This is a genomic window from Rhodococcus sp. MEB064 (genome assembly GCF_000834565.1).
Lineage (GTDB): Bacteria > Actinomycetota > Actinomycetes > Mycobacteriales > Mycobacteriaceae > Rhodococcoides.
The window spans coordinates 24,303-44,068 of the sequence record NZ_JXQS01000074.1; the positions used below are offsets into that span (position 1 = coordinate 24,303).

At 65.5% G+C, this 19,766-nt stretch carries 26 protein-coding genes; 13 read left to right on the forward strand and 13 right to left on the reverse strand.

Going from position 1 to position 19,766, the window contains the following annotated elements; all coding sequences use genetic code 11:
- Nucleotides 1-30: 30 nt before the first annotated feature.
- The 3 genes from RU01_RS21120 to RU01_RS21130 form a co-directional block, all read right to left on the reverse strand.
- Nucleotides 31-672, reverse strand: a complete 642-nt coding sequence (locus RU01_RS21120; protein ID WP_042576564.1) for a dihydrofolate reductase family protein — start codon at nt 670-672, stop codon at nt 31-33.
- A gap of 97 nt (nt 673-769) precedes the next feature.
- A complete protein-coding gene (locus RU01_RS21125; protein WP_042576565.1) occupies nt 770-1,483 on the reverse strand; it encodes an aquaporin in 714 nt (237 codons plus the stop codon).
- A 207-nt stretch (nt 1,484-1,690) separates the two neighbouring features.
- Entirely contained in the window at nt 1,691-2,137 is a 447-nt protein-coding gene (locus RU01_RS21130) for an Asp23/Gls24 family envelope stress response protein (RefSeq protein ID WP_052493399.1), read from the reverse strand.
- A gap of 212 nt (nt 2,138-2,349) precedes the next feature.
- On the opposite strand from RU01_RS21130, the gene RU01_RS21135 reads away from it, so the two are divergent.
- Both RU01_RS21135 and RU01_RS21140 read left to right on the forward strand, forming a co-directional pair.
- Nucleotides 2,350-3,012, forward strand: coding sequence for an RNA polymerase sigma factor (locus RU01_RS21135; protein ID WP_231568800.1), 663 nt, complete (start codon nt 2,350-2,352; stop codon nt 3,010-3,012).
- Nucleotides 3,003-3,461, forward strand: coding sequence for a hypothetical protein (locus RU01_RS21140; RefSeq protein ID WP_156149035.1), 459 nt, complete (start codon nt 3,003-3,005; stop codon nt 3,459-3,461). The genes RU01_RS21135 and RU01_RS21140 overlap by 10 nt, the downstream gene beginning before the upstream one ends.
- A gap of 4 nt (nt 3,462-3,465) precedes the next feature.
- Here the strand turns inward: RU01_RS21140 and RU01_RS23265 are convergent, their stop codons facing one another.
- Both RU01_RS23265 and RU01_RS21145 read right to left on the reverse strand, forming a co-directional pair.
- The gene (locus RU01_RS23265) at nt 3,466-3,621 is read right to left on the reverse strand and encodes a hypothetical protein (RefSeq protein WP_197074850.1); all 156 of its coding nucleotides are present in this window, start codon (nt 3,619-3,621) and stop codon (nt 3,466-3,468) included.
- Between the two features lie 73 nt (nt 3,622-3,694).
- Nucleotides 3,695-4,330, reverse strand: a complete 636-nt coding sequence (locus tag RU01_RS21145) for an isochorismatase family protein (protein WP_042576567.1) — start codon at nt 4,328-4,330, stop codon at nt 3,695-3,697.
- A gap of 131 nt (nt 4,331-4,461) precedes the next feature.
- Here RU01_RS21145 and RU01_RS21150 point away from each other — a divergent pair, with 131 nt between their 5' ends.
- Complete coding sequence (locus RU01_RS21150) at nt 4,462-5,418, forward strand: GlxA family transcriptional regulator (RefSeq protein WP_042576568.1); 957 nt, start codon at nt 4,462-4,464, stop codon at nt 5,416-5,418.
- 25 nt (nt 5,419-5,443) lie between these two features.
- On the opposite strand, the gene RU01_RS21155 is transcribed toward RU01_RS21150, so the two are convergent.
- Nucleotides 5,444-5,845, reverse strand: a complete 402-nt coding sequence (locus tag RU01_RS21155; RefSeq protein ID WP_042576667.1) for a nuclear transport factor 2 family protein — start codon at nt 5,843-5,845, stop codon at nt 5,444-5,446.
- A 94-nt stretch (nt 5,846-5,939) separates the two neighbouring features.
- Between RU01_RS21155 and RU01_RS21160 the strand changes: the two genes are divergently transcribed.
- Nucleotides 5,940-6,311 carry a winged helix-turn-helix transcriptional regulator gene (locus RU01_RS21160; RefSeq protein ID WP_042576569.1) on the forward strand — a complete coding sequence of 124 codons (372 nt, stop codon included), beginning with the start codon at nt 5,940-5,942 and terminating at the stop codon, nt 6,309-6,311.
- 13 nt (nt 6,312-6,324) lie between these two features.
- The gene (locus RU01_RS21165) at nt 6,325-6,546 is read left to right on the forward strand and encodes a hypothetical protein (RefSeq protein ID WP_042576570.1); all 222 of its coding nucleotides are present in this window, start codon (nt 6,325-6,327) and stop codon (nt 6,544-6,546) included.
- A 9-nt stretch (nt 6,547-6,555) separates the two neighbouring features.
- On the opposite strand, the gene RU01_RS21170 is transcribed toward RU01_RS21165, so the two are convergent.
- Together RU01_RS21170 and RU01_RS21175 are read right to left on the reverse strand one after the other, a co-directional pair.
- Nucleotides 6,556-7,359 (reverse strand): MerR family transcriptional regulator, encoded by an 804-nt coding sequence (locus RU01_RS21170; RefSeq protein WP_156149036.1) that lies wholly within the window; start codon nt 7,357-7,359, stop codon nt 6,556-6,558.
- Between the two features lie 12 nt (nt 7,360-7,371).
- On the reverse strand, nt 7,372-7,704 hold the full coding sequence (locus RU01_RS21175; protein WP_042576571.1) for a nuclear transport factor 2 family protein: 333 nt from the start codon (nt 7,702-7,704) through the stop codon (nt 7,372-7,374).
- Nucleotides 7,705-7,865: 161 nt separating this feature from the next.
- Here RU01_RS21175 and arr point away from each other — a divergent pair, with 161 nt between their 5' ends.
- From arr to RU01_RS21190, 3 genes are read left to right on the forward strand one after another with little or no spacing between them, the layout of a single operon-like run.
- On the forward strand, nt 7,866-8,294 hold the full coding sequence (arr, locus tag RU01_RS21180) for an NAD(+)--rifampin ADP-ribosyltransferase (protein WP_042576669.1): 429 nt from the start codon (nt 7,866-7,868) through the stop codon (nt 8,292-8,294).
- A 27-nt stretch (nt 8,295-8,321) separates the two neighbouring features.
- Nucleotides 8,322-8,768 carry a hypothetical protein gene (locus tag RU01_RS21185; RefSeq protein WP_042576572.1) on the forward strand — a complete coding sequence of 149 codons (447 nt, stop codon included), beginning with the start codon at nt 8,322-8,324 and terminating at the stop codon, nt 8,766-8,768.
- Between the two features lie 29 nt (nt 8,769-8,797).
- A complete protein-coding gene (locus RU01_RS21190) occupies nt 8,798-9,778 on the forward strand; it encodes an arsenic resistance protein (RefSeq protein WP_042576573.1) in 981 nt (326 codons plus the stop codon).
- A gap of 150 nt (nt 9,779-9,928) precedes the next feature.
- Here the strand turns inward: RU01_RS21190 and RU01_RS21195 are convergent, their stop codons facing one another.
- Nucleotides 9,929-11,527 (reverse strand): GMC oxidoreductase, encoded by a 1,599-nt coding sequence (locus RU01_RS21195; protein WP_082043301.1) that lies wholly within the window; start codon nt 11,525-11,527, stop codon nt 9,929-9,931.
- 161 nt (nt 11,528-11,688) lie between these two features.
- Between RU01_RS21195 and RU01_RS21200 the strand changes: the two genes are divergently transcribed.
- A complete protein-coding gene (locus tag RU01_RS21200) occupies nt 11,689-12,228 on the forward strand; it encodes a TetR/AcrR family transcriptional regulator (RefSeq protein ID WP_042576574.1) in 540 nt (179 codons plus the stop codon).
- A 7-nt stretch (nt 12,229-12,235) separates the two neighbouring features.
- Here the strand turns inward: RU01_RS21200 and RU01_RS21205 are convergent, their stop codons facing one another.
- Together RU01_RS21205 and RU01_RS21210 are read right to left on the reverse strand one after the other, a co-directional pair.
- Nucleotides 12,236-13,465 (reverse strand): DUF3500 domain-containing protein, encoded by a 1,230-nt coding sequence (locus RU01_RS21205; protein ID WP_042576575.1) that lies wholly within the window; start codon nt 13,463-13,465, stop codon nt 12,236-12,238.
- 72 nt (nt 13,466-13,537) lie between these two features.
- A complete protein-coding gene (locus tag RU01_RS21210; RefSeq protein ID WP_231568801.1) occupies nt 13,538-14,353 on the reverse strand; it encodes an adenylate/guanylate cyclase domain-containing protein in 816 nt (271 codons plus the stop codon).
- 257 nt (nt 14,354-14,610) lie between these two features.
- Between RU01_RS21210 and RU01_RS21215 the strand changes: the two genes are divergently transcribed.
- Nucleotides 14,611-14,952: a winged helix-turn-helix transcriptional regulator gene (locus RU01_RS21215; protein ID WP_042576671.1), complete on the forward strand. Its 342-nt coding sequence runs from the start codon at nt 14,611-14,613 to the stop codon at nt 14,950-14,952.
- Nucleotides 14,953-14,964: 12 nt separating this feature from the next.
- Here the strand turns inward: RU01_RS21215 and RU01_RS21220 are convergent, their stop codons facing one another.
- Nucleotides 14,965-16,062: a saccharopine dehydrogenase family protein gene (locus tag RU01_RS21220; protein WP_052493401.1), complete on the reverse strand. Its 1,098-nt coding sequence runs from the start codon at nt 16,060-16,062 to the stop codon at nt 14,965-14,967.
- 103 nt (nt 16,063-16,165) lie between these two features.
- Between RU01_RS21220 and RU01_RS21225 the strand changes: the two genes are divergently transcribed.
- Nucleotides 16,166-17,002, forward strand: a complete 837-nt coding sequence (locus tag RU01_RS21225; protein ID WP_042576577.1) for an alpha/beta fold hydrolase — start codon at nt 16,166-16,168, stop codon at nt 17,000-17,002.
- A gap of 5 nt (nt 17,003-17,007) precedes the next feature.
- On the opposite strand, the gene RU01_RS21230 is transcribed toward RU01_RS21225, so the two are convergent.
- Complete coding sequence (locus tag RU01_RS21230) at nt 17,008-17,868, reverse strand: methyltransferase domain-containing protein (RefSeq protein WP_042576578.1); 861 nt, start codon at nt 17,866-17,868, stop codon at nt 17,008-17,010.
- A gap of 64 nt (nt 17,869-17,932) precedes the next feature.
- On the opposite strand from RU01_RS21230, the gene RU01_RS21235 reads away from it, so the two are divergent.
- Nucleotides 17,933-18,745, forward strand: coding sequence for a class I SAM-dependent methyltransferase (locus RU01_RS21235; RefSeq protein ID WP_197074851.1), 813 nt, complete (start codon nt 17,933-17,935; stop codon nt 18,743-18,745).
- The gene (locus RU01_RS21240) at nt 18,736-19,722 is read left to right on the forward strand and encodes a phytanoyl-CoA dioxygenase family protein (RefSeq protein ID WP_052493402.1); all 987 of its coding nucleotides are present in this window, start codon (nt 18,736-18,738) and stop codon (nt 19,720-19,722) included. The genes RU01_RS21235 and RU01_RS21240 overlap by 10 nt, the downstream gene beginning before the upstream one ends.
- Nucleotides 19,723-19,766: the final 44 nt, after the last annotated feature.

Here is a 19,766-nt window from a genome sequence, read left to right on the forward strand (position 1 = left end):
TCTGCTCTGCGCTACCCGCTACTGGCGCCCTTACTTCCGCCAGAAGAGGTGATGGACTATGCCGCTGGCGCTGGGGACAACCTCGTGCTCGAAGCGATCGTTCAGTTCCTCGGGCGACTCCCACAGCGTCAGGCCCGGCGCGAGGTCGATGGGCGCGACGGCGATGTGCATCGTGTCGACCAGGTCGGCGTCGAGGAACTCGCGGATGGAGGTCACGCCGCCACCGAGGCGCACATCGCGACCGTCGGCGGCTGCCTTCGCCCGGGCGAGCACCTCGGACGGTTCGGCGTCGATGAAATGGAACGTCGTGTCGGACAGTGTGATCGTCGGCCGTTCGTGGTGAGTCAGCACGAAGACGGGAGTGTGGAACGGAGGCTCGTCTCCCCACCAGCCTTCCCATTCGAGGTTCTCCCACGGTCCGCGCTGAGGACCGAACTTGTTCCGCCCCATGATCTCTGCGCCGATGTTGTTGGAGAAGTCGCGCGCGAAGTAGTCGTCGAGGCCGCGGGTACCGCCCGGCTCGGTCCTGTTGGGCCAACTCGCGGTGGCACCGCACCACGACATCAGCGTCGAGTGGTCGAGCCCGAACGGACTCTCGAAGCTCTGATCGACGCCGGCCGCGACCCCGTCACGCGACATGGTGAAGTTCTGGACTCGTAGCAGCTGTGTCATGTGGCTCCGCCCTCGACTACACCGGACACCGTCGTCCTGTGCGTCAGGAGAGACTAGCCGTCCGGGAATCATCGAGGGCAGAGATACCAGCCGACCGTTACGACACCTCGGCGGCAGATTTCGGTGCGTTCTCGGACCCGTGCACCGCCATGTACCCGAGTGCGCCGACGAGCCCACCGATCAGCGGGAAGACGATGAAGACCCAGAGTTGCGTTACAGCGTCACCTCCCGCGAACAGAGCAGGCCCGATGGAACGCGCGGGATTGACCGATGTCGAGTCCACTCCGATAGCGAGGAGGTGAACGAACGCCAAGGTCAACCCGATCGGAACTCCCGCTGCAGCAACGGGATTGCGTCCGGTGACAGCCAGGACGACGAGGACGAGAATCGCGGTGGCAACTACCTCGACGAGCGCGACAGACAGTAACGAGTAGCTGCCGGCAGAGGCGTCGCCGTATCCGTTCGCACCGAGGCCGTCCACGGACCGGTCGTATCCGGGCCGACCGGACGCCATCGCGAACACCACGAGCGCACCGATCGCTCCACCGACTACCTGCGCCGCGACGTACCCGGCTGCGCGTGCGGCCGTCATCCGGCGCGTGATCAGGAATCCGAGCGTGACGGCCGGGTTGATGTGGCAGCCCGACACCGGGCCCAGAACGAACACCATCGCGAGAAGGGTCAGCCCGAAAGCCAGCGCGATCCCGGTCGTGCCGACGTCGTCGCCCGCCAACACTGCAGTACCCACACCGCCGATCACGAGAATCGCTGTGCCGATCGCTTCCGCGACGTACACGGTCCATCTGGTCATCGTCGTCCCCCCTTCGCGCTGCGACGCTCGTCGAGCTTGCGCTTGGCATATCCCCAGGTAACGCGGCCGAGCCCCTCGAAGAGTCGACTCGACAGGCTCCTGCGCCGGCTCACGACGCTGCCTCGAATGCTGTGGAACGTGGTGTCATGTCTGTGTCCTTCCATGTCGAAGAGGCCCGTTGTCAACGGGCAGCGATGTAGTTCGGGATCAGGCGAGGGCGGAGTTCGGTGCCAGATGAACGTCGTGCACGACGATGTCGACCGGCACGCACCGGAGACCGGTCATGGCGTGCACCGCGCTGGTGACGTTCCGGCGCACGTCGGCAGCCAGATCTGCGATCGCAGTTCCGTAGTCGGCGACGAGGTCGATGCGTACCGACGCGCGGTCGTCGTCTACCCGGGCCGCAACACCCTGTGACGGTGCGGATTTCACGCCGGGAACTTTCTCGCGAAGAGCACCGACGGCGCGAGTAGCACCGTCACCCGTGGCGTACACACCCGGCACTTCGCGTGTCGCGATCCCGGCCACCGTGGCCACGACCTTCGGCGCGATCACAGTTCGTCCCGTCCGTACGGGTTGCTGTTCGATCGCCTGATCACTGTGTGCGACCGACGTCTTCACGGCGGGATCGGTCGCGGTGCGCGGGGCGTTCACTCATGTCCTTTCGTCGTGGTCGAACAACTGTGTCGACCGGTTACGACTACTGAGTCGCGTTCGCGAGCGGAAAGCGCACGTTCCGATTCGAGTGACGCGCATCACAGAGGTTTGCCGGACAGCCTGGTCGGGCATCTCGAATGGACGTGAAGTAGTTGCGTCATCAAGCACCGGGGGGTGTGTCGACCCCGATGGGGTTCCGGGGGGAAGCAATGCTCAGTCGTCCATCGATGGCGCCCGACCCCGGAAGTCCCGGCGTTGCCGGCGCCACGGAACCCGGGGACACACGCCTCCGACACCCTGACGGCTCCGCGGCGATCCGCGCCGAACTGGCCGAGCTTCCGGATCGGGCACTCGCCGCGGCGGCGGCCGTCGGCGACCGATTCGCGTTCGAGGAAATCGCGCGGCGCTTCGGACCGGACATGCTGCGCTACGCGACTCATCTACTGTCCGACCGCGGTGCGGCCGAGGACATCGTGCAGGATTCCCTCGTCGACGCATGGAGAGGAATTCGCACTTTCCGTGCGGAATCCAGCGTGCGCACATGGCTGTTCAGCGTCGTCTCGCACAAGGTGATAGATCACCGGCGCAGACGCAGCGTGGCCCCCGTCGAAGATTGGGTCTTAGAACGGCCCAGCCTGGACCCGAAGGACGATCCGTCGTCGGCCGCGTCCGAGGCGAGCTTCCTGTCGGCGCTCGATGTCGCACTCGCTGGGCTACCGTACCGACAGCGGGCGTGCTGGTTGCTTCGTGAAGTCGAAGGCATGAAGCATGCAGACATCGGAACAGTGATGTCCCTGTCACCCGGTGCCGTTCGCGGCCACCTCACCCGCGCCCGCGCGACACTCGGCGAACGATTGGAGACATGGAAATGACGTCGGGCGACCATGCTCCGATTCTTCGACACGCGGCGGAGGCCCTGCGGGACTCCCCTGTCCCCGGATGGGTCGACATCAGTGCGTCCGCCATCTCGCGCGTCCGTGCCGTGGGAATCAGAACATGGCCTCTCGACGCCCGCTACCCGGATGACGACGCTCCCGCCACGGACACGCTGCGCATCAGCGACGCGATCGTTCGAGTGACGCTTCGGCGAGCTGTTGCCGAGGTTCCGGAAGCGGAACCGTCCGACATCTCGCTCTATACCGACGGGCATGTGTGCACCGGTGCACGTATCACCGTGATCGCCGCCTACGACTCGGATCTGGCCGACGTCGGCGCGCAGGTGTCGACGCGTGCGGCCGCCGCGTTGTCGGACATCCTGGGGTTCCCGTTCGCCTCCCGAGACGTCGACGTGCTCATCGCCGACGTGGACAGCCCTGCCTGACACCTCAGACGGAGCGACGGCGGCGTACTCCTGTCACGATCGCGGTTACCACCAGAATCAGCCCGATGAACTGCAACCCCGGTGAGTCGTCGGCGCCGCCGAGGACAATCGCCGCGATGCCGAGCAGACTCAGAAGGACCACGCCGACCCATCCACGCACGCTGCACTCCTTCGGTCACCGCGATCCAGCCGTTGTCGACACCGTACCTGCGGCGCGAGTGGACGACGTGTCGTCAGTGGGCGGCCACGGCCTCTGTGCCGACCATCGCCGATTCGACGAGGTTGTTCTTGTCCAGCGCCGATCCTGAGCGCACGGCGTCGACCCACTGTTCCGTTGTCGCCACTGCGGCGAAATTGGAGTGCAGCAGTGTCATCAGCGTCGTGTGAAGGGTTTCAGCCGACACGGTTCCCGCCGCATTGGACAGATTGATGGCACCGGACGCGTCGGACAAGATCTCTGCTGCGAATCCGAGGCCCTCGGCTTCGACGGCCGTCGCGAGATCGCAATTGTTGGTCATGAAGCCCACGATGGTCACGGTGTCGACCTCGAGCGCGCGGAGCTGTTCTGCCACATCGGTTCCGGCGAACACGCTCCCGAAACTCTTGGTCACTCGCGTCGTTGCCGACGGCAGAGCGGCGACGACCTCGGGGTGCAGATCGAACCCGTCTGTTCCGTCCACGAAGACGGGAGCGCCCTCGGGCATGGAGTGCTGCACTGCGATCACGGGCAGACCGGCGGCGTCGGCTACCTGAATCGCCGTGATCGCGTTGGCCAGCGACTCGGCGCGCGGCGGGTACGCGATTTCGAGGGGACCCGAGAAGTACTCCTGCTGGATGTCGACGACGATGAGTGCGCGGCGCGGTGCCATGGTGTGTCCTCTTTCTCGTGTGCGATCCGCCGGGACGGCGGCCGACCACCTCAGTGTTCGCCCGCCGGCGGATCTTCGACAGTGGCACACATGCACAGTTACGATGGATTCGGGCCAAACCAGGGAGAGCTGTGCGCATTGCCATCTACGCATTCGACGACATCACCATGTTCCATCTCGCCGCACCGTTGATGGTGTTCGGCGAGGTCCAGCGTCTCGGTCTGGCCACCGACTGGGAGACACGAGTGTGGTCGGACGCCGAGGGAAGTATCCGTACATCTGAGGGATACTCACTCGGCGACATCGCGGGCCCGGAGACCGCGGAATGGGCGGACATCGTGATCGTCCCGTCCTGGCACGTGTCCCTCGATCCCCTCGGATGTGTCGTAAGAACTGCTGTGCTGAAAGCTCATTCACGAGGCGCAGCGATTGTCGGGCTGTGCCTGGGGGCCTTCGCGGTAGCTGACGCGAACCTCCTCGGAGGGCGGTCGGCAGTGACCCACTGGGCAGTACTGCCCGAGCTCGCGGAGCGTAGCGGCGGAAGTTCGGTCGACGCGTCCGTGCTCTACATCGACCACGACGACGTCATGACGTCGGCAGGTACCGTGTCGTCGATCGACGCCTGCCTGCACATCGTCCGCAAGCATCTGGGCACGTCAGCAGCCACCCGCGTCGCCCGGCAGCTGGTCGTCGCGCCCCATCGAGAGGGCGGCCAGGCGCAGTACATCGAGAGACCACTGGCCGACCGTGCCACCGACACCACCATCGCTGACATCCAGGAATGGATACTGGCTCACCTCGACCAAGATCTGTCCCTCGACGATGTCGCACGACATGCGCGGATGAGCCGGCGGAGCTTCGTGCGACATTTCAAGCTCTCCACCGGCACGACGCCGGCGCGGTGGGTTCTGGAACGACGATTGGACGAGGCGCGACGACTGCTCGAGACGACGGACTGGCCGATCGACGCCGTTGCCACTGCGTGCGGATTCGGTAGTGATGTGACTCTGCGGCAACGGTTCGCGGCGATGTTCTCGACGACTCCGTCCGAGTACCGACGACATTTCGCGGCGCGCGCTCCGGCGTGACCGTTGGGTCACGCCGGAGCCGGCATCAGTTCGTACCCCAGAATTCGTCCTCGGCGTCGCCGTCCGCGGAGAACAGGTGCACCTCGGCGATCTTCCCGTTCACGACGGTCAGGAGATCGAGGCCCGACATGTCCATCGATGCGTGCTGCAGTCGACCCGTGAACCGCACCGGCACGGCGACATTGGTGCCGTTGACCATCATCGGGCCCTCCACGGTCAGTCCGAACGTTCCTTGACTGGTCGTCATCATGGCGCTCAGCAGTGCGCCGACACCGCCTACACCTCGGTGTTCGCCCGAGAACTGATTCGCGCCCGGCTGATGCCAGACGACGTCGTCGTCGATAAGACCCATCAGGGTCGACATGTCGCCGGTACTCAGAGCGTCGAAGTAACGGGTGGCGACATCGAGAGCGGTGGACTCGGTCATGGTGGCAGCTCCTCGGAGTGGGGACATCAACGCGCCGAGAGTGACAGCCACTAGCCTCTAACCTCAACGTAACTGTCGATGACCTGGGGGGACGATGACAACGCCGGTATGGAATGTCCTGTTGGAAGACTGTCCGTCGCGCACGTCGCTGGCCAGAATCGCCAACAAGTGGACGGCGATGATCGTCATCGCCCTCGGCGACGACCGCGTGCGGTTCGGCGAACTCCGAACGCAGGTCGGGGGTATCAGCGCGAAGGTCCTCGCCGACACTCTGCGGGACCTGGAACGAGATGGCATCGTCGCCCGACACGCCTACGACCAGATGCCACCGAAGGTGGAGTACGAGTTGACCGACCTCGGCCGGACTCTGCACGATCCGCTGCAGGCCCTCCGCACCTGGGCCGAGGCTCATTACGCTCAGGTGAGTCGAGCACGAGAAATGTACGACAGGGAGAAGTCGAGCTGACCTGAGCAGGCCGATGATCGATCAGTACTTCCGACCGATCGGTACGCTGACGCTCATGATCGTCTCGGCGATACTCGTCGCGGCAGCCGCCATGCGGATCTGGACCGACGCGTGGGACCCGACACCGAGTTTCGTCGTGACGGCCATCATCGTGGTCATGGTTCTGTACGTGCCGAGCGCGGTGATCACCGCGATCCACAATCGTCGATACGACGGGCACGCACTCGAACGATGACCGGCATCATCACGCAGATTCGCGCACGGGCCAGCCGATCTCGCTCACCAGGTCCTCCCCGCCGTGCACACCGGCAAGGTACCGCTCTCTGACCGGGCCGGCGACACCGATTTTGCGGGACGAAACGTATTCGCCCAGTGCCGAGTACGTCTCGTCGATGCGTGCGTCCGGTCCTCGATGGACTGCTACGGCGTAGCGGGCTTCGGCGTACGGCACCACGTCCAGTCCTTGCCGGGCTGCGCCCACGGGGTCGACCGGGTACCACAGCGATGCGGTTCCCTTCTCGTCCGAGAAGAGTTCCATGTCGAAGTCGGCACCGAGAACGCCCACCGCGTCGACATGGAACTCGCGTAGACGGGATGTCAGGGTGTCGCGAGCGTCGTTCCACCACGGTGCGATCGCCGACAAGGTAACCGTGTCGGTGACGACAGTCGCGACGAACGCTGTCTCCGTGCGCATCTCGATGACAGGATCGATCGGCGTCGTCATCATCGATCGGAGCGCCTCGACGGCCTCGCGGGTGTACGTGAGCCTGTCCTCCAGGCGCTGGAGATGCTCTGTGAGGACCCGATGCCGACTCACCTCGTCGTCGGCCGTGAAGTACGACGCGACGTCCGCAATCGGCATGTCCAGATCGCGTAACCGTCGTATCGTGCGGGCTCGGCCGACCTGCGAGATGTCGTAGTAGCGATATCCGGTGAACGCGTCCGTCTCTGCAGGCATCAACAGTCCGACGTCTTGATAGAGCCGCAACGCTTTCCGAGTAAGCCGCGTCATCGTCGAGAACTCACCGATGGTCACCCTCGTCGCCACTGAAACAGTCTCTCATCCACCGATACGCAGACCCGTGATCGACGAACCGTCGAGTTCGAACCGATACACCAGGTCGGCCACCCCGCCCGGGAAGTTTCCGGCGATACGGACCGATACGCGATAGTTCGAGGCATCGACGACCTCCGAACCCGTCACGGTGGTGGTGTAGGTGTAGCGCCCGGCGACCGTGTCGCGCCAGCGTCGGACCTGGTCGTGTCCGCGGTAGGTATGGCCTTCGTCGGTCACGCCGGCGTCCGGCGCGAAGCAGTCGACGAGCGCATCGATGTCGTCGACATCAGCGGCAGCGAGGTAGCGGGTCACGACGTCCGGAGTTGTGGTTGTCATTCCACCAGTCTGAGCCTGGCCCCGAGGTGAAGGTCGAGCCCCGCATCGGTATCTCTTCGCCACTCTCACCATAACTCCGACAGTGGGGCTTGCGGCAAGGGCCCGTGCGCGGTGCACACTCTCCCGATCACACCGTCGATGGAGGGGATCGAATGGCAGACATGGCCGATACGCCGGAACGCTTCGTGGTGCATGAATCGGGTGCGTTCTTCCACGGCACCAAGGCCGACCTTCGGGTGGGCGACTTCCTCACAGCCGGCCACCGGTCCAACTATCGGCCCGAGCACATCTCCAATTACGTTTACATGACGATGGTCTTGGACGGAGCGGTCCTCGCAGCCGAGATGGCGGTCGGCGACGGCCGCAGCCGCGTCTATGTCGTACAGCCGCACGGAGATGTCGAGGACGACCCCAACGTCACCGACAAGAAGTTCCCCGGGAATCCCACCAGGTCGTACCGCAGTGCGGAACCGGTGGAGATAGTCGGGGAGATGACCGACTGGGTCGGCCATGCACCGGAATACCTGGACCGTTTCCGCGCAGGCTTGAACGCCTTGGTTGAGCAGGGCCGCGCAGTTCTGTACGACTGATCGCCTCGAGCGTGATTCAGTGGACCCATGACGTGGGTCGGTCGGGAGCTGGTTGTCGCGTCCGCACTCGGAGCACTCGCAGGTGCTGCGGTGATGCTGGACAGTGTCGCCAACACGGCGGGTCTGATCCTGGGAGCCGTCGTCGGATCGATCGTCGGCCTCGTCGTCGGATCCGTGGCTGTCTGCGGCGGCAGGTTCGCTATGAAAACGACACTGCACTGGCAGCCCCGGTCGCGCAGCAGCTTCCGACACCGGTTCGCATTCTGGTCGATGATCCCCGTCGTCGGAGCGTGGGCCGTGTTCCTCATCTGGGGCGGCGCCGCGTCATCAACGGTCGCCGACCCCTCGACGCCGAACTACGTGGTGCCTCTCTCGATCATCGGCGCGGTAGGTGCGGTCAGTTACGTTGCCGCCTATATCCTCGCCCCCAGACATCAGGACGTCGCACACCTCGATGCCACCACGGACAACTAGGCCACCGGGAGCGAAGCGTCGTGTCATGGATGGAGAGACATCAGATCCCGCTGTATCTGGTGGCACTTGCGCTGGGAGCGGCGGTCGGGCTCGGTGCGCCGTCCACTGCATCTACCTTCGAACATGCGATCAATCCGGTCCTGATTCTGCTGTTGTATGCGACCTTCCTCGCAGTCCCGTTCGCCGCTATCGGACAATCGTTGCGAGACAGGAGGTTTCTTGCCTGCGTCGTCGCACTGAACTTCGTCGTAGTCCCCCTCGTGGCGTTTACACTGACCAGATTCGTCGACGGAAACGACGCGGTCGTGGTCGGCGCCCTCCTGGTTCTCCTCGCACCGTGCATCGACTACGTCATCGTCTTCAGCGGGCTCGCCGGTGCGGCATCGGAGCGATTGCTCGCTGCTGCACCACTTCTGATGCTTCTGCAGATGGCTTTCCTACCGCTCTATCTGTGGCTGTTCGTCGGATCGGACGTCGTGTCGGTCATCGACGTCGCCCCCTTCGCCGAGGCCTTCGTGCTGCTCATCGCGCTTCCCCTGGCAGCAGCGGCAGCGACCCAGGCTCTCGCGAGGCGCTACCGCTCGGGTGGTGTCGTCATGGACTTCCTGGCGACGTCGATGGTTCCGATCATGATGGCGACCTTGGCCGTCGTCGTGGCCTCTCAGATCGATACCATTCGTACCGAAGGCATGCGGTCGGTCGCCGCCGTCCCGATCTTCGTCGCTTTTCTCGTCGTCATGGCGTTCGTCGGAAAGTGGTTGGCACACTTCGCCCGACTCGATGTGCCGGCGAGCCGCGCGTTGACCTTCTCCGGTGCCACTCGTAACTCGTTGGTCGTTCTTCCTCTGGCCCTGGCACTCCCCGACAGCCTGTCCCTTGCAGCAGTCGTGGTCGTCACGCAGACGCTCGTCGAACTCATCGGGATGGTCGTCTACGTTCGGGCCATCCCGGCTCTGATACCGGACCGCAGTACGCCACGACAGGTGCCGGACCACCTCGACACCCCCTGAGGACGGCATTCCCACGCAGGTATGCGCACACCCTTTACCCGGAGCCCACACCCTCTGCAGCAAGTCGCACTGGGTGTGCGGTTCACGAAATGGGTGTGCACTCGGCCCACCGAGCGGGATCGGACGGATCGGCCGCTGACGTGACGCACGCTAGATGATCGACCCCACGTCGGCGGCGACGATTTTGTCCAGGGCGCGCTCGGCCACCGCGGCGATGGTCATCGACGGATTGCACGCCGCGCAGTTGCCGGGGATCAGGGCGCCATCGAGAACGTACAGGCCGCGTTGTCCTTCGACTCGACCCTCCAGGTCGCACACCGTTCCCATGTTGGCTCCGCCGAGCGGATGCCACGTGGAGGGAAACACCGCGTTGGTGTCGACGACGATGCTGTTCGGGCCCGCGATGGCACGCACGCGCGGGTCGATCCGACTCTGGATCGCGGCATCCGCCTCGTGCGGCCACCGTAGGACCGCGTCGTCTCGAGCGCCGTCGTACACAAAGCGTCCGCGGGCGTCGCTGACGCCGTAGCCGACGAGAATCGTGGTGCGAGGGTCGAATCCGATCGGCGGAAACGACGCCTGGATGACGGTCATCGCTCGCGACGGGTCAGCCCAGTCGAGACTTCCGAACACCACCGGACCACCCTGAGCAGGCCCGAAATCTTGGTCGAGCGTGGTCCAGGAGTAGATCCGGTCCGCATTCGATCCCCATCCTTCGCCGAGGGCGTCGGGCATGTCCGGGATCCGTCCGGATGCACCCGCCCGCATCAGCAGGCGCGTCGTGTTCATGCTTCCCGCGGCCATGATCAGGGTCGGCGTCGTCAGGATCTTGTTCTCGAGCACCTTCCCCGTCGTGTCGATGCGATCGACGTATACCGTCCACCGGCCGTCGGGGGCCCTCTCGACGTCCGTGACCTGATGCAGCGTCTGCACGGTCACCAGACCGGTCGCTTCCGCTTCCGCGATGTACGTGACGTCTACAGAGAACTTTCCGCCGTTGTTGACGCCGATGGCGCCGTCGCCGTTGGTGTAGGACGGCTTCATTCGGCCGCGGAGCTCGTCGAGCGCGAAGTTCCAGTCGATCGGCATCGGGATCTTCGACACCGGCAGCCCGAGCCTTCGAGCGTTGTCCCGGAAAGCCCTCGGCGCAGCGTAGTTGGGACTGTCGATCAGCTCGTCGGGCGCGACCTGCAGATGCAGCATGCGCGCCACCCGCGGATAGTGGACGCGATCGAGCAGCCCCCAGTCCAGCTCCGCCGGGAACTGTGTGGCGAACACCGACTCGGCCGGTTGCAGCGTCATCCCCTGGTAGACGAGGGATCCACCACCGACGCCGGCTGCGCACAGCGCAGTCATGTTCTCCCCCGGTACCGCCTCGACCAGTCCGGTGTAGGCGGGAACATCGATCGGGCGGCCGAAGGCGTTCTTGGCGGAGCCGTACCAGAGCAGACGGCCATCGGGCGACTTCACGTGCGGGAATGTCTCGGCGTTCGGACCCGTGGGCCACCGCAATCCCCGTTCGAGCACCGTCACCGACACACCCGCCTGAGCCAGGCGCAGAGCGGAGACCCCACCGCCGAAACCGGAACCGACGACCACGACCCGGTGATCCTCGCGGGACAATGGAACCCGTTGCACGCGTGCGCCGATTCCCTGCGCCGCGGCACGTCCGGCGACCGAACCCGCCATCACCGAACCACCCGCCACTACGGCTCCGGTCAGAAACGTACGGCGAGTGAACGGTGTCATGCGGTTTTACCCCCGGATCGACGCACGAGCTCACCGATGCGTCGAGCACCCCCCGGTGAGCACCGACCTCTGCTGTCGGTACGCAGAATCTGACAGATACGACCCAATGTGTCAAGTATTCCGAGACCCAACGACATCGTGGTCCGTGGCAGAATGTCCTGGTGTCGGCACGAGAGAAGTTGATCGAAGGCACACTCGCGTTGATCGCGACAGGTGGTTTCTCGGCAGTCACCGTCGCGTCCGTAGCCCGCCAGTCCGACGTCTCCCGGCAGACCGTCTACACCCTGTTCGGATCCAAAGAAGCGCTGGTGTCCGAGGCTGTCGGAACCGTTGCCCTCGGCGTCCTCGGTGTCATCTCGGACCACGCGTCGGCGACCGACACCCCCCTGGACTATCTGGTGGAATTCGCGGTGGCGGCTGTCACCGAAGTGCGTCGCGACGCAGTTCTGACCACCCTTCTGTTCGCGAACGAAGGAAACCCGATCTTCATGCGGGAGACAGTACTTCGAGCTACCCCGATAGCTCGTGAGCTGCTGGCACCGATGTTCGACAAATATCCCCAGCTCACCGAGAAGAGCGACCGAGTCGTCGAACTGGTGGTGAGGCTGGGCATCAGCGTCATCATGTTCGACAGCGAGGCCGTGCGTGACGACGAAGGGCTGCGCGCATTCCTGCGGCCACCCCTCGCGTCCGTTCTCTGACCGCGGGTCAGCGCCCGGCACCAGCGGGCGTACCGCCGCCTGTCGCCGCCTGCTGCGTGACGCTGCCGGCGTAATCGTTCGTGGGGTCCCGGTAGATGGTGTGGACGTGTCCCCAGCCCGAGGTCACCACACCGTCGACGTCCGCACCAGCGGAACCCCGCTGTGCCGCGAACTCCAGGTAGACGTCCGGTCCACTGATCTGGAAGTAGATGCCGTCGCCCTGACTCATGTCGTAGGTCGTCGCCCCCGACCAGTCGATGTAGGTCGTGTCCAACGAGGCTTCGATCTCGGCGAGTTGTGCAGCGTTGGTCTCGTCGTCGGCCATACCCGCCCAGTTCGCGATCACCGCGAGGAGTAGTTGTCGCTGGTCGTCGGTCAACTCCGCGCCGGAAAGGCCGGTGCCGGTGGGGAAGTCACAGGTGCTGCCCGGTGCGCAGACCATGTCGGGAATGCTCTCACCTTGATAGAGCTTCGCCTTCTGGTCCTCGGTGAGACTGTCGTAGAACGCGAAGGCATCGGTGTAGATACCGTCGAACGGTTGCACAGTCGTGCCGTCGGCGGCGGTGTACGCGGCCGGCTGGATCCCCAGATGGGTGGGCGCGAACGTGATCGCGTTCGCTGCGCCGTCCAGCGTGGCGTTGATACCGAGGTGATGCCCTCCGAACTGGATCTCCCACGCCGACGTATCGGACGGGTCACCGAAGAAGGCAATGTAGTACTGCCCCAACGATTCCTCGGTCGACGAACTGTTCTCGTGCAGGTACTCGTCGCCGCCCATGATGCCGGTGACGGTCGCGTAGGCGTCGTCACTGAGCAGCGACTCGAGGACGGCCATGGCGGCGGTCCGCTGCTCGTCGGTGAGGTCGGTCAAGTTCAGCCCCGCACGATCGACGAACGTGACGGGAAAGTTGGACCAGGAGGTCGTCTTGGTGTCGTCGTCATAGGCGTACTTGACCTGCTCACGCTGCTCGTCGGTCAGAGTGGCGAGGAAAGCCTCAGCCGCAGAGGCACTGTCGGTGATGGTCCCGGTAGTCGTCGTGGCGTCGGCGGACGCAGCAGCGGTACCGTCCGCGCTCTGACTGGACGTCACGGTGGACGTAGGAGCGGTCGTTGTGTCGGCCGCCTCGGCAGAACACCCGCCGAGCACGAGACCACCCGCCAGCAGCGCGGAGATGAGGGCAGTGCGGCCACGGCCCGTTCGAAAGACTCGTCGTGGGGGCGATGCTTCGTGTGTCATGGGACGAAAACTATGGGGCTTCCCCGGGACCCCGCTGGATGCCCGATGGGTGCCGGCTGTGAGAAATCTTCGCTAGACGAGCTCGGCCGGCAGTTCGACCGGATAGAGACTGAAGGCGCCCGACAACCCCTTCAAGTGGACCTCGCGCGGGGTCCCGAGCGCGATGCCGGGTGACGGCTCCAGCGCTTCGCGGACCTGCTCGCTCACCAGTATCTCGCCGCCGTCGGCCTGACTCGCCACTCTGGCCGCCAGCGCGACGTTGAGCCCGAACAGGTCGTTACCCCGGCGCACCGAACTGCCCGTGTGGATACCCATACGTACCCGAATCCCGTTCCAGCGCTCCGGCTTGTCGTTGAGCGCCGCCTGCACCTGCATCCCGCATCGAACCGCTTGGCCCGGGTCCGAGAACGCCATCATGAAGCCGTCACCCTGATTCTTGACCACGTGCCCGCCATGGGACTCGACCTTCTCGGTGACCAAGCGATTGTGCCGCTCGAGTAGCTTCAACCAGTCACGATCCCCGAGCTCCTCGTTGCGCGCCGTCGATCCCTCGATGTCGGAGAAGGCGATGACCACCGCACCGGCAGCAGTCATCCGCGCGAGGTCCGGCCGCTCGATCCGCGCCCATCCCGCCAGGTCTTCGACCGAGTTACGCACCGTGACCCCGAAGCCTTTGTGAACCAGCGAGTCCGCCGTGTTGAACGCCGTCTTGATCGCCAGCGGCGCGAGTCCCCGGCGGCGACGACGCGGCGAGTCACTTCTCGCGCGTTCGAGCGCCGCCCGTGTCTTCCTCAGCTTCACCCGTGAGACGACGAGCACGACGACGAGAGCCACGATCAGGGCCAGTTCCACCGACGCCGCGATTATCACCAAGGTCACGCCGCTCATCTTGGACCCCATTCGACGAGGTCTATCCCCTGACCCGCGTTTCCTATGAAACGTCCCGACGAGTTCTGTTCGAACGGGTTACATCACCGGACCGCTCTGTGACCGTTTCGGCGGCTAGGCCTGCCCACGATCGTGGATGATGGACCCCGGATTCCGGGGTCCAAAGTCCACGATTCGTACGAGGACCCGACGCACGCCTATACGACCGTTCCGGCGGACGGTGATCGCGAGCTGACATGCGACGTATGGTGACGCCCATGAGCGCGACGACACCACGACCGGGGCAGGCGGTGCGCGGCTCCCGCTCGGGGAGGCCGATCATGGTCGCGCTCGACCTCCTCGGCCGCCGCGGAGCTCTGACCGTCCTGTGGTCGCTCCGGGACGGTCCCGCCACATTTCGCAAGCTCCAGGAACTCGCCGACGGTATGGCCGCCAGCACCCTCAACACGCGCCTCCGCGAGCTGAGGGACGTCGGGCTGATCGAGCGTTCCGACGGGGGGTACCGATTGGCCACAGACGGTCGGGCGCTGCTCGACGCCGGTGAGCCGCTGCTGGATTGGGCGCACGAGTGGGCCCTGCGACTCCCCCGGTCCGAGTGAACCGCGCTCGGTTCAACCCACCTCGGCCGCAGTACCTCTCACCGGGGTGACGCCGGGGATCGTGTCGATGAAGTCGACTCCGAACGCCGTGGATGGTGTCAGAGCACCGGTCACCGGAGACTCCGCCAGCGCGATCATTGCCTGAACCATCGACTTCGCGGTGAAGGCGTAGGTGTTGTCCACCTCGATGGACCGCTCCACGCTGCGGCCCGAGCCGTCGGTCAACCGAACCCACCCGGCACTGCGAGTGCGACCTCGCGTCGCTTCCGACGGAACGGGCACGAACGCCAGCAGCTTCTCCAGAGCGTCGCCGACGCCACGGACGGACAGCAGTCGACGCATCGGCCGATCGAGTCGTCGCAACAGCGTCGCTCCCGGCAGGGCGGTGAAGGTGGTGACGTTCTGCAGGCCTGCAGTGCGGGCGGCGGACGCGAGATCACCGAGTGGAGTGGATGCGACCGTGGCCTTCTTCGAACCCGGCAAGTCGATGGTCAGGATGCGATGGCTGTGAGCGACGGGCTCGAATTCACCCGACACGCGAATCTTGTTTCCCGCGGCCATCCCGAGCAGGGCCGTGCTGAGTGTGCCGCGACTGAAACCACCAGGGCTGACCATGGCGATATCGCCCGTGATCGCCTCGGGGAGGGCCTGTTTCGCCACTGCTGCGAGGTGGTCCGTGGGAACCACGTCGAAACCCACTCCCGGAACGAGTGCGACACCGGCGCGACGCGCGTCGGAGTCGCGGGCGTACACCGCTTCGAACACGTCCGCCTCCCCCGTCAGATCGAGGTAGTGCGTGCCAGTTCGAAGACACGCATCGACCATGGGTGCCGACGTCCGCTCGTACGGGCCCGCACAATGCGCGACGATGTCGATGTCCGCCAGCGCAGCGTCGAGGCCCTCCGCATCGTCGAGTGCCACGACACGGAATTGCACTCCGAGGTCGCGGGCTGCCGCTTCGGTTCGAACTCGATCGCGACCGGCCGCGATGATGTCCACGTCACGGCGCACTGCCTCCCACCCCACGAGAAGCCCTGTGTAGCCGTAGATTCCGTACACGAGGACGGTCGTGCGGATGGTGTCGCGCTCGGCTGTCGTGGGTTCGCTCACGCACCGCAGTCAACACGATCGATGCTTCGATAACAAGAGCGAATCATCTCGTCCCGGATGTTGTGCAAGCTCAGCACCTGAGATCCCGTTCTACAGTCTGAACATGACTATCGAACGAGTACCGGTATCCGGCGGCAGCATGGCCGTCGAGATTCTCCACGGAACCTCGGAGCCGATTCTCGTGGTGCACGGGGTCTCCAGCCAGCGCAGGCTGTGGGGCTGGCTGCACACGGAGGCGCCACACCTGACACTGGTCGCACCGGACCTCCGCGGTCGCGGTGACAGCGTGAACATCTCGGGTCCGTCCTCGCTGGCCCAGCACGCCGACGACCTTCGTGCCGTCGTCGATGCGCTGGGACTCGACGCCGTGCACGTGTGCGGTATGTCGATGGGCGCGTTCGTGGCGGTCGAATTCGCGGCTCGGCATGCGTCCCGAGTGAAGAGCCTCGTTCTCGTCGACGGGGGCGTGCCGGTAGGACCGCCCGCGGGTCTCACCCGAGAGAACGTCGCGGCAGTCTTCATGGACAGGATGGCTCGTACTCAGCAGCGGTGGAACGATACCGACGACTACGTCGACCACCTGGTGTCGACGTCGTTGCCGCTGCTCGACCGTACCGACCCCCTACTGCGGGAGTACGCCGAACACGACCTCCTCGACGGGTCGGTCAGGTTGTCGTCCGAGGCGGTCGTCGCGGACGCTACGGACGTATTCTTCGGCGATTCGCGGTTTCGGGACATCACAGTTCCGGTCCGATTCCTGCACGCTCAGTGGAGCATCGGGGCCGATTCGGCGCCGATGTATTCTCCGCGAGACATCGAAGCGCTGGACGTGACGTCGGTCGAATCGATGGTCGGACTGGATCATGCCGGCACGATCATGACGTCGACGGGAGCCCGCGCTGTCGGCGCCATGATCGACACCGCGGTGCAGGGCAGGTGAACGCGTTACCGACGGATCGTGCCGAACACGTCGACCGGGTGAGGCACTCGAAGCCCGCCGTCGTCACCGGGGACCGACACCGCCTCCAGGTAGGCGCGCACCGGCCCGTACAGGTCAGGGCTCAGCTGGGCCTGGACTGCGAAGTTCAGCACAAGGTCGCTCGCGGACGCCAGGTCCACCAATGCGTCCAGGGTGACCGCGTCGTCGATGACGATGTCGGCATCCACGAAAGCCTTCTCGACGTCGGCGCTGAACCACTGCCGATGACCTTCCACGGGCGGTGCGAGAACGCCGACCAGCGCATTGAGTGCGGCCGTCGGTGCCACAGCCACCCACAGTTCGCCGCCGGGACGTAGCAGGGCGAGCGCGGCACGCAGCGTTGCACCGACATCGACGACGTAGTACATCGAGTGCACGAACATCACGACGTCGAAGGTCTCGTCCACGGGCGAGTCGTCGAACGATGCGACGAACGCGTCAGTGCTCAGCTCGTCGGCTCCCAGCGCATCCATCGTGGACGTGAAGAGGTCGGCGCTCCCGAGCCAGGGGTCGACGCCGACATACCGAACCGGTCGGCCGGGAACTGCTCGCACAAGGCTTGCGGCAAGTCTGGCGTCGAGCACGCCGTCGCCGCATCCCACCGACAGGACCGAGATCGGTCCGTCTCCCCTCGTCGCCAACCGACCGGCGAAGTGCTCGGCGATCAGACCCCGCTGATCGGAGAGTCGCTCGAAGGCGGCGTGCTGTCGGGCATAGGAGTCGGGCTCGAGGCCCGCGAGCGCCGGAGCGCCACGCCGAACGTCGCGCAACCCGTCGATGAGCACGGCAGCGGTGTCGGTCGGCGGAGTCGGCGCTATGTTGGACATCGATACGAGTCAACCACGACGCACCCACCCGGTGTGCTGCGGTCGGCTTCCTAGGAGGAATGTCGTGAGCAGCGGAGATACAGCCGAACGCAGTCTCGAGCATTGGAGCGAGGCCGGTCGGACGGGCATGGAGGCGTTCTACGCGCTTGCCACCGAGGACTACCGACAGCTGGCCCTGGCAGCCGAGTGGCCCACTCTCCTTGCCGACCGGGCCCACGACGGGTGGTCACTGCTCGACGTCGCCTGCGGCAGCGGAAAGTTCCCCACCGCTCTCCGCCGCTACACCGACCTGTCGGCGGTGCCCGAGATCGCCTACGACCTGCTCGACCCGTCCGCGTTCTCCGTCGCCGAAGCACGGGGGGCTCTGGGCGCACCGTTCGCGGCCCGCCACGACCTGGTGATGACTCTTCAAGACCTGCCGGCGGATCACACCGGTTACGACGTCGTGTGGGCTACCCACGCGCTCTACGCCCTTCCGCCGGCCGAATTGGACGCAGCCGCAGAACGATTCGTGGCTGCGCTCGCCCCGGGCGGCCTCGGCCTGGTCGCGCAGGCCACGGCGTCGTCCCACTACCTGGCGTTCTACGACGCCTTCCGCGCCGGCGTGCGCGACGCGACCCCGTACACGACGGCCGAGCAGGTACGCGACGCGCTGATACGCGCAGGCGCGGACGTGCGAGACCAGCGGGTCACGTACACCACCGGTACCTCCGATCGCGCCATCGCCGAGGGTTTCCTACAGCGCTGCGCATTCGACGACTCCGTGTCCCTGGACGAGATGGAGGCGGCACCGGTGCTGGGCGACTACCTCGCGTCGTGCCGTGACTCGTCCGGTGCCTACACCTTCTCCCATGAGGCGGCCCTGCTGTGGCTCTGACCGATCCGACGACCAACGAGCGGCTTCCCGAACAGAACCGGGACGGCGGTATCGATCAGGACTGGGCAGGCGACGATCAGGACTGGTGGGACTGGTACGTCACCCTCGCCGCCAACGACGCGACGTCCACCGAACTGGTCGACGGCCCCGGCCTGCCCGATGTCGAGGCGGCCACGGACGAACAGGTCGAGCGCGAGCTGGCGGAGCCCTACGACCTCGATCCTGCCTCCGTCGAAGCTTTTGCGCGACAAGCATTCGTACGGCTACCGGGCGTGCTGTCTCCGGCCGTGGTCCGGCGACTCGCCGAGCGGCTCGAGGAACTGCTGCGCGCCGAGCACGGTGAGGACGTCGCCGGCCGGTTCACCGCGCTGGAACAGATGTGGTTGCACGACGACCTGATGCGTACCGTGGCGCTCTCGCCCCGGATCGGAGGCTTGGCCGCCACCCTTCTCGACGTGTCCGGCGTTCGGCTGTATCACGACAACGCACTCTCCAAGGAGCCCGGCTGCGGGCGAACGCCCTGGCATCACGACGCCGAGCACTTCCCGCTGCAGACCACTGACGCCGTGACCGCCTGGATGCCGATGTCCGCCATTCCCGGTCGGATGGGACCGCTCTCGTTCGCCCGCGGTCGCACCGTTCTGAGCGAAGTAGCCGACCTGGAGTTCGACAAGGTCGGCACGTCGTACGACGAGGCCGTCGCTCGCCGCTTCGTCGAGCGCGATGTCTCCGTGGAGTCGGAGCCGTTCGCTGTGGGCGACGTGTCGTTCCACTCCGCGCTGTGCTTCCACACCGCGGGCCCGAACCGGACGACGCAGCCACGCCGTGCGTTGGCGACCACCTACTTCGCCGACGGGACACGCGTCGTGGAGTCGCCGACGCTGATCAGTGGCACGTGGCGCGAATTCCTCCCCGGCATCGAGCCCGGTGGCCTTGCGGACTCCGAGCTCAATCCGGTCGTGGGCCGGCGAACCTGACTCGAGACCAGCACTGGGCGTTCAACACCTCTTCACGGTGGTCG

What these genes read in the sequence shown, in the direction of transcription:
- RU01_RS21185 (WP_042576572.1), top strand. Translation starts at nt 8,322, where the DNA reads ATGACGTGGGTCGGTCGGGAGCTGGTTGTCGCGTCCGCACTCGGAGCA.
- RU01_RS21195 (WP_082043301.1), bottom strand. Translation starts at nt 11,527, where the DNA reads ATGACACCGTTCACTCGCCGTACGTTTCTGACCGGAGCCGTAGTGGCG.
- RU01_RS21225 (WP_042576577.1), top strand. Translation starts at nt 16,166, where the DNA reads ATGACTATCGAACGAGTACCGGTATCCGGCGGCAGCATGGCCGTCGAG.
- RU01_RS21125 (WP_042576565.1), bottom strand. Translation starts at nt 1,483, where the DNA reads ATGACCAGATGGACCGTGTACGTCGCGGAAGCGATCGGCACAGCGATT.
- RU01_RS21190 (WP_042576573.1), top strand. Translation starts at nt 8,798, where the DNA reads ATGGAGAGACATCAGATCCCGCTGTATCTGGTGGCACTTGCGCTGGGA.
- RU01_RS21165 (WP_042576570.1), top strand. Translation starts at nt 6,325, where the DNA reads ATGATCGATCAGTACTTCCGACCGATCGGTACGCTGACGCTCATGATC.
- RU01_RS21155 (WP_042576667.1), bottom strand. Translation starts at nt 5,845, where the DNA reads ATGACCGAGTCCACCGCTCTCGATGTCGCCACCCGTTACTTCGACGCT.
- arr (WP_042576669.1), top strand. Translation starts at nt 7,866, where the DNA reads ATGGCCGATACGCCGGAACGCTTCGTGGTGCATGAATCGGGTGCGTTC.
- RU01_RS21215 (WP_042576671.1), top strand. Translation starts at nt 14,611, where the DNA reads ATGAGCGCGACGACACCACGACCGGGGCAGGCGGTGCGCGGCTCCCGC.
- RU01_RS21145 (WP_042576567.1), bottom strand. Translation starts at nt 4,330, where the DNA reads ATGGCACCGCGCCGCGCACTCATCGTCGTCGACATCCAGCAGGAGTAC.
- RU01_RS21230 (WP_042576578.1), bottom strand. Translation starts at nt 17,868, where the DNA reads ATGTCCAACATAGCGCCGACTCCGCCGACCGACACCGCTGCCGTGCTC.
- RU01_RS21120 (WP_042576564.1), bottom strand. Translation starts at nt 672, where the DNA reads ATGACACAGCTGCTACGAGTCCAGAACTTCACCATGTCGCGTGACGGG.
- RU01_RS21140 (WP_156149035.1), top strand. Translation starts at nt 3,003, where the DNA reads ATGGAAATGACGTCGGGCGACCATGCTCCGATTCTTCGACACGCGGCG.
- RU01_RS21175 (WP_042576571.1), bottom strand. Translation starts at nt 7,704, where the DNA reads ATGACAACCACAACTCCGGACGTCGTGACCCGCTACCTCGCTGCCGCT.
- RU01_RS21135 (WP_231568800.1), top strand. Translation starts at nt 2,350, where the DNA reads ATGCTCAGTCGTCCATCGATGGCGCCCGACCCCGGAAGTCCCGGCGTT.
- RU01_RS21205 (WP_042576575.1), bottom strand. Translation starts at nt 13,465, where the DNA reads ATGACACACGAAGCATCGCCCCCACGACGAGTCTTTCGAACGGGCCGT.
- RU01_RS21160 (WP_042576569.1), top strand. Translation starts at nt 5,940, where the DNA reads ATGACAACGCCGGTATGGAATGTCCTGTTGGAAGACTGTCCGTCGCGC.
- RU01_RS21210 (WP_231568801.1), bottom strand. Translation starts at nt 14,353, where the DNA reads ATGAGCGGCGTGACCTTGGTGATAATCGCGGCGTCGGTGGAACTGGCC.